Here is a 17,893-nt window from a genome sequence, read left to right as displayed (position 1 = left end):
CGGGTGGCCGCGTGATACCGCGAGCAACTCAATCAGCCGTCCGGAGAGGCGCTCGCCGCCTGAGCACAACCTGTCGGTCTGTGCGCACAATCGGCCGGGAGGGGGCGCATAAACGCGCCGGAGCGGCAGCCGTCAGGCTGCCGCTCCGGGTGTCGTCGGTGCGGGGTGGATCAGGTGAACTGGACGATGTTGTTGAAGAGCCACTTGTCGACAACCCGGTAGGTGGTGGCGCCGGCCGACACCGGTTCAGCCACCTTCGCCATCGCGTACGCGCGGCAACCGTTACGACCCGAGGTGGCGGTGTCGCACTCGACGCGCCACTTCCGGCCGTCCGTCGCCGTCCACTCGCCCTTGTAGCCGACGGTGCCGTTGCCGCCCACCGGGTTGCCCTTCCAGAGGGAACGCGGCGACGGCTTGTAGGTCAGGTTGTTGAACGCCCAGCCGTCGAGCCGGTTGAACATGCCCGCCTGGTACAGGATCTGGGTGGCCCAGATCTCCGTGCGGCACCGCTCCGTGGCGGAGTACGCCTCGCAGGAGGTCTTCCACTTTCGGCCGTTGAGGTCCCACGTGCCGGGGGTGGTGTAGACGTTGAACAGCTTGCTGTCCATGGCGAGCTTCCAGTCCATGAACTGCTGCGGCGTGCCGACAGGGGTGAGGCCGGTCTCGGCGTGGGTGACGTTGACCACCCGCATCTCGTAGCGACCGGAGACCAGCCCCACGGGCAGCTGGCCGCGGAGCTTCGTGATGCCGGCGCCGGCGCCTTGGACTGGCCCGTTGACGTCGAGCGGGACCCACTTCGTGCCCTGCTTGAGCTGCACGCTGTAGCGCCCCGAGCTCGACGCGTTGTACAGCAGGCGCGTGAACGCACCGTCCTTCGTGGGGGCTGCCTCGAAGCCGCGGTCGCGGGGCCGCTTGCTCACCAGGGAGACGCGGTCCATTCCTGCGTACCGGTCTGCCGAGTTGAGCACCATTCCCCGTACGGGCCGCCAGTCGCTGGGCTGCACCGCGATCGTCGCCTGGGAGGTGTACTCGCCAGGCAGCGCGCGCGTCTTGAGGCTGGCCCGCGCGACGCCGACGGTGTCGGTCGCCTTGACCTTCTTGGGGGTGACCATGACCGGGTCCGAGAGGGGGGCGAACATCACCCGGTTGTCGGCGTCGCGCACCTCGTAGACGATCGCGCTCAGCGAGACGGTCACGTTGGGGACGCCGCGCACCGAAACGTGCAGCGTGACGCCCTCCTCCGGGCTGGTGGTGAGGAATTGGGAGTCCACCGCGATGGAGCAGGTGGAGCCGTCGGTGGGGACGCCTCCGCACAGCTTGATGGTCTCCTCCCCCGCCGTCGCCTGCGCTGCCGGGGAGCTGAAAGCGAGACCAGTCACGGCCAGGGCCGCGGCGATGACCGCTCCCAGCCAGGTTTTCGTGGACTTCATGGGCATCCTGTCTGCGGCACTCATCAGCTGAACTGGACGATGTTGTTGAAGAGCCACTTGTCCACCACGCGGTAGGTGGCGGCACCCGGCGACACCGGCTCGGCCACCTTCGCCATCGCGTACGCGCGGCAACCGTTACGACCCGAGGTGGCGGTGTCGCACTCGACGCGCCACTTCCGGCCGTCCGTCGCCGTCCACTCGCCCTTGTAGCCGACGGTGCCGTTGCCGCCCACCGGGTTGCCCTTCCACAGCGCACGCGGCGACGGCTTGTACGTCAGGTTGTTGAACGCCCAGCCGTCGAGCCGGTTGAACGTGCCCGCCTGGTACAGGATCTGGGTGGCCCAGATCTCCGTGCGGCACCGCTCCGTGGCGGAGTACGCCTCGCAGGAGGTCTTCCACTTGCGGCCGTTGTAGTCCCACACACCGGGGGTGGTGTAGACGTTGAAGCCGGGATCTGTGGGTTTCGGAGGAGTGGCGTTCAGGGTCCACGTGAAGTACGCAAACTCGGCGTCGGGGGTCAGGTCCGTGAGGTTCCTGGTGATGTTGACGATCCGGGTGCGGTACTTGCCGGTGGGCAGGTCCGCGGGCACCTTGGCCTGGATGGACGCGGTGCCGAGGTCGCCGACGGTGGCCGGGCCACGGTTGTCGATGGTGACCCACTTGCCGCTGCGCAGCATCTGGACCGAGTAGCGCTGGCCAGGGATGGCGGCGTCGACCCGACGGTGGAAGATGTCGGTGAAGGTCTCCTCGTGGAAGCCGATGTCGCGGCCGCGGGCCGACAACACCTGCGTGATGCTCACCTTCGTGGCGTCGGTGGCGCCGCTGTCTGCGGGCACCAGGCCCAGGGTGGGGGTCCAGTCGGCGGTCTGGACGATGACCTCACCGCCGTTGTAGCCGGCGGGGATCTGGCCGATCGTGACCTCCACGCGCACCTGGCCGTAACCGTCGCCCGACGGGCCGGTGGGGGTGGCGGAGACACTGTTGGAGATGGCGACCGCGGCGAGCTTGCCGTCCGCCGTCCGCTTGGCGGCGTAGGCCCGCACCTGTACGGCGCGGTTCTTCTGGCCCAGCACGTTGACGCGCATGGGTGCGCCTTCACGATAGGCGCCGGCGCCGTAGGCGATCGGGGTGGAGATGCCGCAGCGCGTCGCGTAGCAGAGCACCTCGCTCATCGGGCTGAGTGGGAGCGCAAGCGCGTACGACCCGGCCCTCGCGCCGTCGAGCGCCGAGACCCCCGCTACCGGCTGGGTCGAGCCGTCGGCCTGAGCCTGCGGCGCGTAGACGGCTGCGCCCCCCAGGGCCAGCACCGCGGCTGCTGCGGCGCTGAGAAACTTCTTCACCATGGATCTTCCCTCTCGTTAGCGGATCCGAGGGCATTCTGTCTGGGTCCGGGGTCACCTGGGGCGCCCTGTCCAGACTGTCCACAGGCCGACGCCCGGCTTTCGCCGTTTCACCCTCTAGGCTTCTTCGCATGACCAATCAGATCGCCGAACAGCACTCCGCTCTCGCCGGCAAGCTCGCCGCCATTGCGGCCAACGTCACCGACTGGGACGCACCCACCCCCGTGCAGGAATGGCGCGCCCGCGACGTGCTGGCCCACCTCATGGGCTGGCTCCCCGGCATGCTCAACGGCGCCGGAGTGGAACTGCCCACCGTGGAGGTCGGGGACGACGTGCTCGCCGCATGGTGGAAGCACACCGCCAACGTGCAGAACCTCGTGGAGGACGACGAGCAGGTGGCCCGCATCATCGACGTCGGCCAGGGCGACCAGACGCTCGGCCAGGTGCTCGAGCAGTTCTACCTCGCAGACCTGTTCATGCACCGCTGGGACCTGGCGAAGGCCTCCGGCCAGGACGCCGAATGGGAGCCCGAGGTGGCCGCCGGGATGGTCGAGGGCATGGCGCCCATCGCCGAGGCGCTGGGCGCTTCGGGCGAGTTCGGCACCCCCGTCGTGCTGGACGAGTCACACACCCCTGAGGAGCGTCTCGCGGCGCTGATCGGGCGCGATCCGAACTGGGCGCCCATCGTTCACTGAGCCCGCGGCAGGCCAGGGTTCTTTTCGAGTGCGGAGGGCCGCCACCTGGGTTGCCGCTCCACAAGGCTCGTCATTGGTGTTGTGCCAGCCGTAACGGAGCGTGCGGCTGTCGTCGTCCACGATGTTGGCGTTGTCGCGGCGCATGTCGCGGGACCAGTTACCGTGGTCACGCTTACCGTCCAGTTCGAGGATGAGGCGGTATTCCTCGTACCTGCTGTCGACGCGGCCCGCCTCGCGCTGGACCTGCCTGTCAGGCAGCGGCAATCCGTGGGCCTGCAGCACCTTCCGGTGGAACTGCCACTCGAGGGCCGACTCGATGCCCCTCCCAGCGGCCGTCGACAATTCCTCCAGCACAGCCCTGTGCCGGACGGCCCTCCGCTTCCCGACCGTCGCCAGGACGCGCCCCGGTGTCGTCTTCTTCTGCGCGAAGGCACGAGCCACGGCCGAGACGGCCTCGTTCTCGTCTGCTTCGTCAGCGATGTCCAGCAGCGTCTCTTCGACGCTGGTGCGCCGCGGGGTGAGACGCCCGCGACGGCTGGACCTCCGGAACCGCACGCTCCACTCGCCGACGGCGAACCCCAGGTGCTCGCGCGGCGCCCAGATGGTCACGTCCGAGGGCTCGTCGCGGACCACGCCGTGCAGGAATCCGGCCGCCCGGCTACCGACCGCCGCGTCAGCGCCGCCCCGGAGAACGCCCGCCCAGGCCGCGCCGAGGAACGACGGCGGGTCGAGCAGGTACAGACCTTGGGCGATGCGGTGCCAGTCTCGCGCCATGCGCGAGATCACATCCTGGCTGAGCCCACCGTCGGTCAGTTGCGCGGTGGTGAGTACGCCCGATTGGTCGTCAGCGAGGCGCCGGAGGGGTGGGGGTAGAGACTGTCGGGGTCGCATACGCCCACCTTGAGCGCGCCGTCGGAGCAACGGCCAGCGTTTCGAGCGAACGGACAACACCCGACCGGGAACGGACAACACCTCAGCGTCCTCAGACAACACCGCTCACCGAGAGAGACCCTCGTCAAGTGCGGAGTTCCTGGGCGTGTATGCCCAGGAACTCCGCAGTCCAAAATGCGGTTAGCCGCTCAGCCCAGCCAGCCACCGGTGGATTCGCTCCACCTGGTACCCGCCGCCGCCCTCGTGGCCGTTGAACGGGTAGACCTCGATGGATTTGTCGCCCGCGTAGTGGTGGTAGGCGGCGTACACCGTCGACGGCGGGGTGATCTGGTCCATCAGCGCCACCGAGAACAGCCCAGGCGACTCCGCCCGCGCGGCCATCGACATCATGTCGAAGTACGACAGCGTGCGCATCACCTGCTCGGCCCGCTGCGGGTAGGCCGCCAGGTAGTCGGCGACCTCCTTGTACGGGTAGGCGTCGGTCAGCCCGATGGCCCGGCGGAAGTGCGACATGAACGGCACGTCGGCCGCGCACCCGGCGATCCGCACGCCCCGGTGCCGAGCCAGCCCGGCCACCGCCAGCGCCATGGCGCCGCCCTGGCTGCCGCCGGTGATGAACAACCGGTCGGCATCCACCCGCTCGTGGCCGGCGGCGGCCTCGGCCAACCGCACGGCGTCGACGAACAGGCGACGGTAGTAGTAGCCCTCCGGATCCAGGACGCCGGCGGTCATGAAGCCGGGCACGCTGCCCGACGTCCGCAGCCCCGGGTCCTCGCTGCCCGGCTTGGGGCTGCCGTTGCGCCATCCCTGACCGCGCGCGTCGATCACGAACTGCGCGTACCCTCCGACGGCGAAGTGGATGTTCTCGAACGGCATGCCGCGGCCCATGGAGTACCCGGTGTACTGCACTACGGCGGGCAGCGGCCCCTCGATGCCCCGGGGCAGCGCGAGCCACCCGTAGACGCGGTGGCCGTCGAATCCGAGCCAGCTCACCTCGAACGCGTCCAGCACCGCGAGGTGCGTCTCGACGGGTTCGCAGGTGAAGTCGAGCGGGCCGGAGCCGTGCTCCTCGAAGGTGCGGGCCCAGAACTGGTCGAAATCGGCGGGCTCGTCGAGTGCCGGCGCGTAGGTGGCCAGCTCGGCGGGAGTGAGGTCGAAGAATGCCATGGGATCAGCCTAGGGAGATCGACGGGACCAGCACACGGCCCTCGCCCACTTCGCGCACCGCGCCTGTGAGGGTGAAGGCGCCGACGAGCGGCGTGTCCTCGCTGCTCGCACCCACCTTGACCTCCATGGCGCCGGGCTCGACGATGCGGGTCTTGGCCAGCCCCGTGAAGCTCATCAGATCCGCGTGCAGGCCGAACGTGACCGTCCGCGACTCCCCCGCCTCCAGCGGGACCTTCGCATAGGCGACCAACTGCTTCAGGGGGCGCACCACCTGGCCGGTGAGGTCCGAGAGGTACACCTGGACGACCTCGGCGCCCGCCCTGTCGCCGGTGTTGGCGACGGTGGCGGTGACGGTGAGTTCGCCGTCGACGGGCACCTCGCTGGCGGAGAGCTGGAGATCGGAGATCTCGAAGGACGTGTAGGAGCTGCCGTGGGCGAACGGGAACAGCGGCCGCGGGTCCAGGTTGGACACGCCATCGGAGAACCACCCCAGCGGGGGCGCGATGTAGGTGCCGGGCTGGCCGCCCGGATGGTTCGGGATGCCGACGGGCAGCTTGCCGGTGGGATTCACGCGGCCGGACAGCACCCCTGCCATCGCCATGCCGCCCTCGGCGCCGGGCATGAAGGCCTGGACGATGGCGGCCGCCCGGTCCGCGAACGCGCCGAGCGAGTAGGGGCGACCCGAGACCACCAGCAGCACCGTCGGGGTGCCGGTGGCGAGGACGGCCTCGACGAGGTCGGCCTGGGCGCCGGGGAGGCGGAGGTCGACGGCGTCGCAGCCCTCGCCGGAGGTGCCGTGGCCGAACATGCCGGCCTTGTCGCCGACCGCCACGACGGCGACCTCGGCGTTCCTGGCCGCCTCCACCGCCGCCGCGATCCCGGAGGTGTCGGGCTCGAGGATGGGCACACCCTTCTCGACGGCGACCTCAGCCCCCGCGAACTCCGCGCGCAGGGCGTCGGCCAACGACAGCATGTCCAGTCCCATCTCCATGTCGGGATGGCGCTGCATGACGTGGTTCGGGAAGGAGTAGCAGCCGAGGAAGGTCAGCGCGTCGTCGGCGGTGGGGCCGACCAACGCGATGCTCTTCGCCTGGAGCGGCAGCAGGTTCTGGTCGTTGGCGAGCAGCACGATGGATTCTTCCGCCACGCGGCGGGCGATGTCGCGGTTGCGCCGGCTGTCGAGGTCGACGGCAGCGCCGGCCGTGGCCGGGTCCCAGCCCTCGTCGAGCAGACCCAGCTGGATCTTCTGGCGCAACACGCGGCGGGCGGCCTGGCGGATGTCCGATTCGGTGAGGATGCCGCGCTCGACGGCTTCCTCGAGGTGCCCGAACGCGCCGGTCTCGGGCAGTTCCACGTCCATGCCCGCGTGCAGGCTGAGCGCGCCGGCCTCGGTCAGGTCGTCGACGACGCGGTGCATCGCCTTGAGGAAGCTCACGGACCAGTAGTCGGACACGACGGTGCCCTCGAAGCCCCAGCGTTCGCGCAGCACGTGCGTCAGCAGGTGGCGGCTGGCGGCGGCGGGCACCCCGTCGAGGTCCGAGTAGGAGTTCATCACGCTGGCCACCTTGCCCTCGCGGACCGCCATCTCGAACGGGGGCAGCAGGATGTCCTCGATCTCACGCGTGCCGATGCTGACCGGCGCGTGGTTGCGGCCGGCGCGGGAGGCGGAGTAGCCCACGAAGTGCTTGAGCGTGGCGAGGACGCCCGCGCCCTGCAAACCCTTCACGTAGGCGGTGCCGACGGTGCCCACCAGCATGGGGTCTTCGCCGATGGTCTCCTCGACGCGGCCCCAGCGGTAGTCGCGCACCACGTCGAGCAGCGGCGACAGGCCCTGGTGGACCCCGAGCGCGGCCATGTCCTGCCCGATGGCCGAGGCCATCTCCTCGATGAGCGCCGGGTCGAACGTCGCGCCCCATGCGATGGCCGCGGGGTAGACGGTGGCGCGCCACGCGGTGAGCCCGGTCAGGCACTCCTCGTGCGCGATGGCGGGGATGTCGAAGCGGGAGTGCTCGACGACCCGGCTCTGGAAGCTGGCCAGGTTCCCCACCCCCTCCTCCACTGAGACGGGCGCGCTGCCGAACACGCGGGTGAGGTGGCCCAGGCCGTCGCGGCTGACCTCCTCGAACTCGCCGCTCGACATCACAGACTCCATGGGGGCGACCTCGCCGCCGCCCTCCGCGCGCTCCTTCGGGCGCGGCCAGAAGGCGCCGAGCTGGCCGGCCATCTCGGCGAGCGTCATCTCGTCGAGCAGGGCGTCCACCCGCTCGTCAAGGGGGTGTTCGGTGTTGGCCCAGGGATTCATGTGCTGCTCCATCGTCATCGAGTGAGTGGGTCGGTTACGAAAACGTTACCGAAAACGTTTGACATCGTGCACTTAGCTTGCCAGGATTAGTCTCACGGCACAACTAAATGCCATCAAAGTCAATGCTGACTGGGAGGAACCACACATGAAGAAGGCCCTCATCGGAACCGCGATCGCGGCTCTCCTGCTGAGCGCGTGCGGCGGGGCAACTGAGCCCGGCGAGACCACAGCGCCCAGCGATGCGGCAAGCTCAGCTGCCGGCGGCGAACCCGTCACCCTGAGCTTCTGGCACAACTCCACCACAGGCCCCGGTAAGGCCTACTGGGAGGACACCACCGCGGCATTCACCGCGGAGAACCCCAACGTCACCTTCGAGATCCAGGTGATCCAGAACGAAGACATGGACGGACGCCTGCAGACGGCGCTCAACTCCGGCGACGCGCCCGACATCTTCATGGCGCGTGGCGGCGGCAAGCTGGCCGACATGGTCGAGGCCCAGCAGATCATGGACATCACCGACGCCATCTCCGACGAGACCAAGGAGGCTTACGGCGACGCGATCGTCAACACCTTCAACGTGGACGGCAAGATCTACGGCCTCCCCACCTCGCTCCTGCCCGGCGGCATCTACTATTCGAAGGACCTCTTCGAGGCGGCCGGCATCGAGGGCACGCCCGAGAACATGGACGAGCTGAACGACGCCGTCGCCAAGCTCAAGGAATCGGGCGTCGAGCCCATCGCACTGGGCGGCAAGGACGCCTGGCCGGCAGCTCACTGGTACTACTTCTTCGTGCTGCGCCAGTGCAGCGAGGACACCATCAACAAGGCCGCAGAGCTCGACTTCTCCGACCAGTGCTGGCTCGACGCGGGCAAGGAACTGCAGAAGTTCGCCGACACCGAGCCGTTCAACCAGGGCTTCCTCACCACCTCCGCCCAGCAGGGCGCGGGTAGCTCCGCCGGCCTCGTCGCCAACCACCTGGCCGGTATGGAACTGATGGGCGCCTGGAACCCCGGCGTCATCGCCTCCCTCACCCCCGACGAGAAGCCGCTGCCTGACCTCGGCTGGTTCCCCTTCCCGGCCGTCGAGGGCGGCGAAGGCGACCCGACGGCGATGATGGGCGGCGCCGACGGCTACGCCTGCCACATCGATTCCCCCGCCGAGTGCGCCGACTTCCTGAACTTCTACGCCAGCAAGGCGAACCAGGAGGCGTACGCCACGGCGTTCAACACCCTCCCCGCCAACGGCGACGCGGCAGACGCGGTGGAGGACCCCGCGCTGAAGGACATCCTCGGCGCCTACTCCAACGCGGCCTACATGACGGTCTGGCTCGACACCCTGCTGGGCCAGAACGTGGGCAACGCGCTCAACGCCGGCGTCGTCAACATGCTCGCCGGCCAGGGCACGCCTGAGGACATCGTGTCCGCAGTCGAGTCCGCCGCCGCCAAGGGCTGACACGGAGGCCGGTCGTGACTGTCACCACCACCACTACTGCTCGGGTCGGCGCCTCCACGGCGCCGGCCCGGGCCGGCCGGCCGCGCCGAGCACGGGCTGACTGGCTCAAGCGCGCGGAGATCTTGCTCCTCGCGGGCCCTGCGATCGTGATGTTCGTAGGCTTCGTCATCTTCCCCGTGTTCATGGCGGCCTACTACGGCTTCTTCCGCTGGCGCGGCTTCGGCCCGCCTACCGAGTTCATCGGGCTGCAGAATTACGTCACCATCTTCACCGACGGTCTCTTCCTCTCCGCGGTGCAGCACAACGGTTTCATCGTCATTGCGTCCCTCGTCATGCAGGGGCCGATCGCGATCGGATTCGCCCTCCTCCTCAACCAACAGGTCCGGGGCCGCTCCCTCATCCGGGTGCTGATCTTCGTCCCCTACGTCATCGCCGAAGTCATCGTCGGCACCGGGTGGTCCCTGATGCTGCAGAGCACCGGCGCCCTCAACGACTTCCTCGGCAAGATCGGCCTGGACGTGCTCCAGCAGGACTGGATCGCGAACCCGAAGATCGCCATCTGGACCCTGATGGTCATCATCTCCTGGAAGTACATCGGCTTCGCGGTGATCCTCATGCTCGCGGGTATGCAGGGCATCCCCGATGAGCTGTACGAGGCGGCCGCCGTCGACGGTGCGTCCTACTGGCAGATCCAGCGCGCCATCACGCTGCCGCTGCTGGGCCCCACCATCCGCATCTGGGCGTTCCTGTCGATCATCGGCTCCCTGCAGCTGTTCGACCTCGTCTACATCATCTGGGGTCAGTACGTGGCAGACACCGCCGGCACCTCGACGATGGCCACCTACATGGTCCGCGAGGGCCGCCTCGCCGGTAACTACGGCTACGGCAACGCCGTCGCCGTCGTCATCTTCCTGATCTCGCTGGTCATCGCTCTGACCTATCAGCGCTTCGTGCTGCGCCGCGACACCGAGGGCGCCCTCACGGAGAAGCCCGGAAAGGACAAGAACTGATGTCCCAGGCCGCCCTCACCCAACGTAGCCGGGCCGCTCGCCGCCCCTATGGGGGCAAGAAGCAGAGCAAATCCAGCGTCCCCTGGGGTAGCCCCAGCCTCTACCTGCTCGCCACGGTGCTGATCGCGCTGTGCATCGGGCCGGTGCTGTACATCATCCTCGGCGGCTTCCGCAGCAACTCGCAGATCACGACGGACCCGTCCGGCCTGCCGAGTCCCTGGGTCCTCGAGAACTACACCGACGTGCTGACCTCCAGCACCTTCTGGATCCAGTTCGGCAACTCGACGATCTCCGCCACCCTGACGACGGTGGGCTGCGTCGCGCTGGCCCTGGCAGCGAGCTACGTCATCGCGCGCTACCAGTTCCGGGGCCGCAACGCCCTGTTCTCGCTGTTCGCCGCAGGGCTGATGTTCCCGCTGACGGTCGCCATCACGCCCCTGTACATCCTGATCCGGACCCTGGGGCTCACCGACAGCCTGGCCGGCATCATCCTGCCGCAGATCGCGTTCGCGCTGCCGGTCACCGTGATCATCCTGGTGCCGTTCCTGCGTGCCATCCCCAAGGAGATCGAAGAGGCAGCGATGATCGACGGCTCCGGCCGCGTCGGCTTCTTCTTCCGGATGGTGTTGCCGCTGTCGCTGCCGGGCGTCATCACGACGGGCATCCTGGCGTTCATCGGCGCCTGGAACAACTACATGCTGCCGCTGTTCATCCTGAGTTCCCCGGAGAAGTACACTCTCCCCCTGGGCGTCCAGGCGTTCGCGTCGCAGCACTCGGTGAACACCGCCGCGGTGTTGGCGTTCACGTCGCTGTCCATGCTCCCCGCACTGCTGTTCTTCAGCATCTTCGAGCGTCGGATCGTGGGCGGCCTCAGCGGCGCCGTCAAGGGCTGATGAGGCTGACATGCATGCGTACGGACTGTGGAGGGAGGGTTCATGCGTCGAGTGACGATCACTGATGTCGCCCGCGCCGCGGGCGTGTCGGTATCGACGATCTCGAAGGTCATGAACGGGCGCGACGGCATCGCCGCAGACACCCAGCAGCGCGTGCAGCAGGTCATCGATGAGCTCGGCTATGTCGGCAACATCGGGGCCCAGTCGCTGCGCGCCCGCCGCACGGGGGTCGTCGGGGTGCTGGTGAGCCAGTTCGAGCCCTACTCCGCCGAGATCCTCAAGGGCGTCGGCGCCGCCGCCGAGGGCACCGATCTGGAGATCATGGCCTGGGCCGGCGCCTCCCACAACCCGCACGCCCCCACCGGCTGGGAGCAGAAGCTGCTGGGCCGCCTGGCCGGCAGCCTGATCGACGGCGCCATCATCGTGACGCCCAGCGTCGAGGCGACCTCCGGGAACTTCCCGGTGGTGGCCGTGGACCCGCAGCGGCTGGACCTCACCCGGCCCGCCGTCTCGGTCAACGACGAGGGCGGCACGCGCTCCGCCGTCAACCACCTGCTGGGGCTGGGGCACCGCCGGATCGGCTACCTGGGTGGCCGCGACGACCTGGCCTCCGCCGTCTCACGCGAGGCCGGCCTGCGCAAGGCCCTGGCAGCTGCCAAGGTGCCCCTCGACGAGCGGCACGTGCTGTCCGGCGACTACACCGCCGTCGGCGCTGCCGAACCCGCCGCCCGGCTGCTCGACGACCCTGACCGCCCGACGGCGATCGTCGCGGCCAACGACGTGTCGGCGCTGCAGGTGATCGCCGCGGCCCACGCTCGCGGCCTGAGGGTCCCCGAAGACCTGTCCGTGGTGGGCTTCGACGACGTGCCTGAGGCGGCTAGGCAGGGTCTGACCACCGTCGCCCAGCCGTTGCAGGCGATCGGCGCGATGGCGTTGAGCATGCTGCTCGACCTGCTGGCCGGGCGCGAGATGACTGACCCGCACCGTCAGTTGCCGACGCAGCTCATCCTGCGGGGCACCACCGCCGTGGTCGCCTCCTGACACGGGGCTGTGTGGTCGGCTGCTGGACCGCATGATCCCGCTCGACGTGTCGGGCCTGGCACGGCCAACACCCGTGAGCTTGGTGGGCGGACTGCCGACCACTGCTGGCTTTGATGCCGTCCTTGGACACAAAGCCAGCACTGGCGTCGACCGCTCGGCCTCAGTGCTGGGTTTGGCGCCATACACGGGCTCAAACTCAGCGGTGAAACCCGGCGGCGAACTGAGGTCGCTTGGCGGGCCGGGGGCGGCGCCCGCCTCCGCGTTTGCTGCCGCTTTCAGTGCGACCGGGATTCGGCCGCAACTCCCCCGCCCCTCCGAAGCCGCCGGGGCTGGGGCACTCGGGGGGGGACGTGAGCTCGTCTCGGGTCACGCGCTGAGAGCCGAGGCCCCGTCACCTGCGCTGGGCAGGGCAGCAACCGCATGATCCACGCTGGGCCTGAACCCGGCAGGCGACTGCAGGTCACTGCTGGCTTTGATGCCGTCCATGGACACAAACCCAGCACTGGCGTCGACCGCTCGGCCTCAGTGCTGAGTTTGGCGCCATAGACGGACTCAAACTCAGCGGTGAAACCCGACGGCGAACTGAGGTCGCCTGGCGGGCCGGGGCAGCACCCACCTGCGCGTTTGCTGCCTCGTTCAGCGCAACCCGATTCGGCCGCAACTTGCCCACCCGACGCAGGCCGTCAGGGGCTGAAGAGCCCGGGCGGACATGAGCTCGTCCCGGGTCAGGCGCTGGCGGCCGAGGCGCCGTCACCTGCGCTGGGCAAGGCAGCAACCGCATGATCCCCGCTGGGCCTGAACCCGGCAGGCGACTTGCGCCCGCCAGCGGTCAGGCCCTGCAAGCCGAGGCTGCCGTCACCTGCTCTGGCCAAAGCAGCAATCGCGCGATCCCCGCTCAGACTGAGCCCGGCAGGCGACTGCAGGTCACTGCTGGCTTTGATGCCGTCCATGGACACAAACCCAGCACTGGCGTCGACCGCTCGGCCTCAGTGCTGGGTTTGGCGCCATAGACGGGCTCAAACTCAGCGGTGAAACCCGACGGCGAACTGAGGTCGCCTGGCGGGCTCAGGCCACACAGGGTGTTGTCCAACCCGCGCCAAGTGTTGTCCCGGAGGACCTTCGTGTTGTCAGTTGCCCCTGAGGTGTTGTCCGTTGCCGCCAGCCCCTCCCCATCGCACCCACGCGAGCACAGACTGGCGCCGTGCGACATCGACAACATCTCTCTTCATCCCTCGAGAAGCTGGCCGCAGACCAGGCCGGGGTGCTCAGCACGCGGCAACTCCTCGACGGCGGGCTGAGCCGCAAGGTCATCTCACGCATGGCGCAGGGCTGGCGGCCGGTGGCTCAAGGGCTGTACCTCCTCGGGGCGCCGTCGTTCACAGCGGCCGCCTGGGCGGGAATCCTCCGTGGGGGGAAGGAGGCGGCGGTCGGCGGCCGCGCGGCGGGCCACGTGTACGACATCGTCCGCGAGGCTCCTACCGACGTGACCATCTGGGTCCCCACCGACCATCAGGACTTCACCCTCGACGAGTGGCGCATCACCTTCCGCAGAGGCGAGCGCAGGCGCCTGTACACGCTGCCGCGGACGTCGGTGGAGGAGGCGCTGCTCGACATCGCCGACACTGGGGACGAGAACGAAACCGTCAGCGCAGTGGCCAGGGCACTGGCGAAGGACAAGACGACGACCCAGCGGATCAGCGAGGCGGTCGACGGCCGGTCGCGCGTCGGGCACCGTGCTGTCCTGGCCCAGCTCTGCACCGAAGCAGCGAATGGCATCGAGAGCGCGCTGGAGTGGCGGTTCCACACCAACGTCCTGATCCCTCATGGCCTCCCCATCCCGGAGCGCCAGGTGCGCCGCGAGGCCGGACGTGTGGATGGGATCTACCGCGACTACAAGCTCATCCTCGAACTCGACGGGCTGGCCGACCATCAGGACGCCACGCGCGACATGGACCGGGACAACCTCAATGTCGTGCAGGACGACAGCCGGACCCTGCGCTACGGCTGGACCGGCGCGAATCAGGAAGCATGCGCCGCCGCCCGCCAGATGGCGACCGTCCTGGGGAGGGGCGGCTGGCCGGATCAGCTCCGAAGCGCACTGTGCTGCCGGACATCCTGAGCCCACCAGTGCTGGATGTGGCGCCAAGCGCCTGCCTTGCGACGACCGATTGTGCCGCCGAGGCGTCCGATCATGCAGCGGCTCTCCGTCCTGCACCCCACGAGGCCGGGTAATGATCATGTCCGCCACGACCTCCACGACGAGGCCCACGGCGGATGCGTTGGACAAATCCCAGCCCCAGACGAAGGAGTCTCGGAATGATGCAACCCCTCACACGACGTGCCCTGCTCGGTTCGGCCGCAGCAATCCCGGCAGTGGCCACCCTCCCGCAGGTGGCCTCGGCGTCCACCTCGGTGGGCTTCGACCTGAACGCCACAGTGCTCGACGGCGGCGAGCAGGTGACGTCGCTGACCATCCGGGCCGGCGTGCTCGGACAGTTCGACCCCTCGAGCCTGACCCTCGAGACCTTCTCGGTGCTTGCCCGGGCGGAGAGCCCGCTCCCCGCCTCCTCGAACCAACTCACCCTCGGCACCTACGACGTCCACCGCGACGTGACTGCGGCCCGCGTCGACAACCGGGGCAACATCACCCTCGAACTGGCAACCGCCGAGGGCGTTCCAGGGGGCGCCACCCTGGGTTACACCGTCCCGGCCGGGCGCAACGTCGAATTCAACCTCACCTACACGATCACGCAGAACGCCCCGCTCCGGCTGCGCAACCAGCGCCAGGTGACGATCGCCCGATTCGTCCAAGGTGAACTGACGAACCCCGAGGTGGACGCCTTCAGCTACGGGACCTCCATCTCCGGGCTGAACTACCGCCTGTTCAGCCCCAGGAACAACGGCCACGGCAAGGGCGGCAAGCACCCGCTGATCGTCTGGCTGCACGGAGGCGGCGAAGGCGGCATGGGCGCGCGCCAGACGAACGAGGCACAACTGCGCGGCAACCGTGGCGCAGTCGGTTTCGTCACGCCGGAGGCGCAGCAGATCTTCGGGGGCGCGTACGTCGTCGCCCCGCAGTCGCCCAGCGCGTGGATGACCGACGGCGACGGTTTCGCGCCGAAGATCGCCGCGCTCGTCGACGAGCTGCTCGCGTCGAACCACAAGATCGACCCGCAACGGGTGCACGTCTTGGGCTGCAGCAACGGCGGCTACATGTCGCTCAAGATGGCGGTCGAGTACCCGGAGAAGTTCGCCTCCGTCGTCCCCATCTGTCCCGGTGCGACCCCCAACTTCTTCACGGACGCCGAGTTGCAGAGCGTCGGCTCGACCCCGACGTGGCTGGTGCACTCGAAGGACGACACCGTCCTGCCCTGGGAGCCCAACAGCGGGCGGGCGGCGGCGCTGATCGACGACGCCATCGTCACGCTGTACGACACGGTGACGTGGCAGGGCCACCAGTTCATGGGGCACTGGTCGTGGATCTACGTCGCCCGCAACGACCCCCAGCACAACGGTCAGCACATCTGGCAGTGGATGGCCCAGCAGCACCGCTGACCTCCACACACCGGCCCGGGACGAGGGCCCGGCGGCTGACGGGTGTCAGCGCCGGGCCCTCCTGCGGGTTGAGCTCTGGAAGCCGAGGTTGCCTCCGCCTGCGCTGGGCAAGGCAGCCAGCGCGTCAGGCCGCAGCGCCTGAGTCCGGCAGGCGGCTTTCGGCTCACTGCTGAGTTTGGTGCCGTCCTTGGGCACGAACTCAGCACTGAGTGCAGGCGCTCGACTCCAGTGCTGAGTTTCGCTCCATAGACGGGCTCAAACCCAGCAGTGAATTGCGACGGAGTGCTGGGGTCGCCTGCCGAGTCTGGGGTGCGCCGGCCTCCGCGGTTGCTGCCTTGTCCAGCCTCACCCGGCACTCCCGAAGCCTCAGCGCAGCGTCAGGTCCTCAGGCTGGGCGTCGGCGAGGTCGAAGTCCACGGCGACCCCGTCGGCCACAGCCCGGTAGCGCCCCTTCCACCCCTCGACGGCGACCCGACCCTCGGCGTCCGTCCGCAGCGTGGCCGGCGGCGTCCACCACTCCTCCTTCACCAGGCGACGCAGCGCGTGGTAGGCCGGCTTCGGGGTGCCGTCGAGCCGCACCAGCCCGGCGGGGGCGCCGAGCCAGGCGTCGACGTCGGAGATCCGCCAGTACGTGGCCGACACGACGCTGGGGTGCTGCCACAGCAGCCGCAGGTGCGCCTCGAGCTCCTCGGCCTGGCGGGCCTCGTCGCCGCCAGCACGCCGTCGCAATTCACTGCTGAGGTTGGCTCCGTCCATGGCACTAGACCCAGCACTGAAACATCGCGCCCAGCTCAAGTGCTGGATTCATGCCCAAAGACGGCACCAAACCCAGTAGCAATCCGAGAGCCGCCTGCCCTGACCAGCCCCCACGAGCTCACGCGCCAGCTGCCCAGCGCAGGCGGCGACGACCTCAGCTTCATCCAACAGAACGCAATCGCGGTCCGCCGGGCTTGACCCGACGGACCGCGACGACGAACTCACCCAGCCCTAGCTGCTCAGCATGACCTGACCGCCGGTGACCGGGATGGCCTGGCCCGTTTCGTAGGCCTGCTCGACGATGTAGTACACCGCGCGCATCACGTCGGCGCCGTACGTGCCGCGACGCAGCGGCACCTTGGCCTCGTAGAAGTCGCGGACCTCCTGGACGGTGGTCGCGCCAGGTACCTTGCCGGAGCGCAGGTACTGCACGAACAGGCCCCGGTCCGGGTCCGACCACAGCGGGCCGTCGTAGAAGTTGCCCGGGCAGATCGCGTTGACCTTGACGCCGTGCTCCACCATCTCCAACGCGAACGACTGCACCAGCCCGATGCCGCCGAACTTCGAGCCCGCGTAGGCGCCGTTCTTGTTCGAGCCGACGAGGCCGGACTTGGAGTTGATCTGGATGATGTCGGTGGTCCACTCGGGCGCGGTGAGGTGCTGGGCCGCGAGCAGGCGACCCAGGTGCTTGGTGACGAGGAAGAACGCCGTGTAGTTGATGTCGGTGGTGAAGGCGAAGTCCTTCAACTCCTGCTCCAACACCGGGCCGGCGCGCACGACGCCGGCGTTGGAGACGACCAGGTCGAGACCACCGGTGCGCCGGGCGATCTCCTCAGCCATCGCGGCGACGGAGTCCTCGTCGCCGACGTTGACCTTGATGGCCGCGGTGCGGTCCGTGCCCAGCTCCTGGGAGAGGGCGGTGGCGCCGTCGATGTTGAGGTCGGCGATGTAGACGAACGCGCCGGAGTCGACGAGGCCGTGCACGATCTCAGCGCCGAAGCCCTGCGCGCCGCCGGTCACGACGGCGACCTTGCCGGCCACCACCTCGGAGCGGAACGCCGCGGAACGCGCCTCGGCCGATTTCGCGTCGGGCAGGACGGAGACGTCGCCGAGGGTCTCGACGGCGAACGAGTAGCTCTCCCCCGCCACCTCGACGGCGAGCTGAGCGGGGAGGGGGAGTTCGGCGCCCTGGAGTGCGTCGGGCAGCTCGTCGATCGAGGCCGCCTGAAGGCTGACGGGCCCGGCGGGCTCTGCCGGGTCGCTCAGCGTGAGGACGACGGGGACGCCGTGCCGGGCGAGGTACGCGCCCCGCACCATCGGGGCGATAGTGGTGATGGTCATGGGTTTCTCCTTAACGGTT

The 17,893-nt window shown here is 68.9% G+C and carries 15 protein-coding genes; 7 read left to right on the top strand and 8 right to left on the bottom strand.

What is annotated here, in order from left to right; translation table 11 throughout:
* Positions 1 to 170: 170 nt before the first annotated feature.
* Positions 171 to 1,430: a hypothetical protein gene (locus J7D54_RS02325; protein ID WP_182762483.1), complete on the bottom strand. Its 1,260-nt coding sequence runs from the start codon at positions 1,428 to 1,430 to the stop codon at positions 171 to 173.
* 23 nt (positions 1,431 to 1,453) lie between these two features.
* Entirely contained in the window at positions 1,454 to 2,773 is a 1,320-nt protein-coding gene (locus tag J7D54_RS02320) for a hypothetical protein (protein ID WP_182762485.1), read from the bottom strand.
* 128 nt (positions 2,774 to 2,901) lie between these two features.
* On the opposite strand from J7D54_RS02320, the gene J7D54_RS02315 reads away from it, so the two are divergent.
* The gene (locus tag J7D54_RS02315; protein WP_182762487.1) at positions 2,902 to 3,465 is read left to right on the top strand and encodes a maleylpyruvate isomerase N-terminal domain-containing protein; all 564 of its coding nucleotides are present in this window, start codon (positions 2,902 to 2,904) and stop codon (positions 3,463 to 3,465) included.
* Here J7D54_RS02315 and J7D54_RS02310 read toward each other — a convergent pair.
* The 3 genes from J7D54_RS02310 to J7D54_RS02300 form a co-directional block, all read right to left on the bottom strand.
* Positions 3,394 to 4,356 carry a type IV toxin-antitoxin system AbiEi family antitoxin domain-containing protein gene (locus J7D54_RS02310; RefSeq protein WP_182762489.1) on the bottom strand — a complete coding sequence of 321 codons (963 nt, stop codon included), beginning with the start codon at positions 4,354 to 4,356 and terminating at the stop codon, positions 3,394 to 3,396. The two genes, J7D54_RS02315 and J7D54_RS02310, sit on opposite strands and share 72 nt — an antisense overlap.
* Before the next feature lie 180 nt (positions 4,357 to 4,536).
* Positions 4,537 to 5,523, bottom strand: a complete 987-nt coding sequence (locus J7D54_RS02305; RefSeq protein ID WP_182762490.1) for an acetylxylan esterase — start codon at positions 5,521 to 5,523, stop codon at positions 4,537 to 4,539.
* Between the two features lie 4 nt (positions 5,524 to 5,527).
* Positions 5,528 to 7,825 carry a glycoside hydrolase family 3 N-terminal domain-containing protein gene (locus J7D54_RS02300; RefSeq protein ID WP_245244084.1) on the bottom strand — a complete coding sequence of 766 codons (2,298 nt, stop codon included), beginning with the start codon at positions 7,823 to 7,825 and terminating at the stop codon, positions 5,528 to 5,530.
* A gap of 145 nt (positions 7,826 to 7,970) precedes the next feature.
* Between J7D54_RS02300 and J7D54_RS02295 the strand changes: the two genes are divergently transcribed.
* Genes J7D54_RS02295 through J7D54_RS02280 form a run of 4 tightly spaced genes read left to right on the top strand, consistent with a single transcriptional unit; the run spans position 7,971 to position 12,222 of the window.
* The gene (locus tag J7D54_RS02295; protein ID WP_182762494.1) at positions 7,971 to 9,278 is read left to right on the top strand and encodes an ABC transporter substrate-binding protein; all 1,308 of its coding nucleotides are present in this window, start codon (positions 7,971 to 7,973) and stop codon (positions 9,276 to 9,278) included.
* Between the two features lie 14 nt (positions 9,279 to 9,292).
* Positions 9,293 to 10,288: a carbohydrate ABC transporter permease gene (locus tag J7D54_RS02290; protein WP_209455187.1), complete on the top strand. Its 996-nt coding sequence runs from the start codon at positions 9,293 to 9,295 to the stop codon at positions 10,286 to 10,288.
* Positions 10,288 to 11,181 carry a carbohydrate ABC transporter permease gene (locus tag J7D54_RS02285; protein ID WP_182762496.1) on the top strand — a complete coding sequence of 298 codons (894 nt, stop codon included), beginning with the start codon at positions 10,288 to 10,290 and terminating at the stop codon, positions 11,179 to 11,181. Before J7D54_RS02290 ends, J7D54_RS02285 begins: the two co-directional genes overlap by 1 nt.
* Before the next feature lie 42 nt (positions 11,182 to 11,223).
* Positions 11,224 to 12,222, top strand: a complete 999-nt coding sequence (locus tag J7D54_RS02280) for a LacI family DNA-binding transcriptional regulator (protein WP_182762498.1) — start codon at positions 11,224 to 11,226, stop codon at positions 12,220 to 12,222.
* A 725-nt stretch (positions 12,223 to 12,947) separates the two neighbouring features.
* Here J7D54_RS02280 and J7D54_RS02275 read toward each other — a convergent pair.
* Positions 12,948 to 13,172: a hypothetical protein gene (locus tag J7D54_RS02275; protein ID WP_182762500.1), complete on the bottom strand. Its 225-nt coding sequence runs from the start codon at positions 13,170 to 13,172 to the stop codon at positions 12,948 to 12,950.
* A 251-nt stretch (positions 13,173 to 13,423) separates the two neighbouring features.
* Here J7D54_RS02275 and J7D54_RS02270 point away from each other — a divergent pair, with 251 nt between their 5' ends.
* Both J7D54_RS02270 and J7D54_RS02265 read left to right on the top strand, forming a co-directional pair.
* Positions 13,424 to 14,341, top strand: a complete 918-nt coding sequence (locus J7D54_RS02270; RefSeq protein WP_182762502.1) for a type IV toxin-antitoxin system AbiEi family antitoxin domain-containing protein — start codon at positions 13,424 to 13,426, stop codon at positions 14,339 to 14,341.
* A 197-nt stretch (positions 14,342 to 14,538) separates the two neighbouring features.
* On the top strand, positions 14,539 to 15,777 hold the full coding sequence (locus J7D54_RS02265) for a prolyl oligopeptidase family serine peptidase (protein ID WP_182762504.1): 1,239 nt from the start codon (positions 14,539 to 14,541) through the stop codon (positions 15,775 to 15,777).
* Between the two features lie 366 nt (positions 15,778 to 16,143).
* On the opposite strand, the gene J7D54_RS02260 is transcribed toward J7D54_RS02265, so the two are convergent.
* The gene (locus tag J7D54_RS02260) at positions 16,144 to 16,533 is read right to left on the bottom strand and encodes a hypothetical protein (protein ID WP_182762506.1); all 390 of its coding nucleotides are present in this window, start codon (positions 16,531 to 16,533) and stop codon (positions 16,144 to 16,146) included.
* Positions 16,534 to 16,764: 231 nt separating this feature from the next.
* Positions 16,765 to 17,874, bottom strand: a complete 1,110-nt coding sequence (locus J7D54_RS02255) for an SDR family NAD(P)-dependent oxidoreductase (protein WP_182762508.1) — start codon at positions 17,872 to 17,874, stop codon at positions 16,765 to 16,767.
* Positions 17,875 to 17,893 lie beyond the last annotated feature (19 nt).

This window comes from Tessaracoccus sp. MC1865 (genome assembly GCF_017815535.1).
Taxonomy (GTDB): domain Bacteria; phylum Actinomycetota; class Actinomycetes; order Propionibacteriales; family Propionibacteriaceae; genus Arachnia.
The sequence above is the reverse complement of the archived record's forward strand: the minus strand, read 5'-3'. Positions and strand labels throughout refer to the sequence as shown.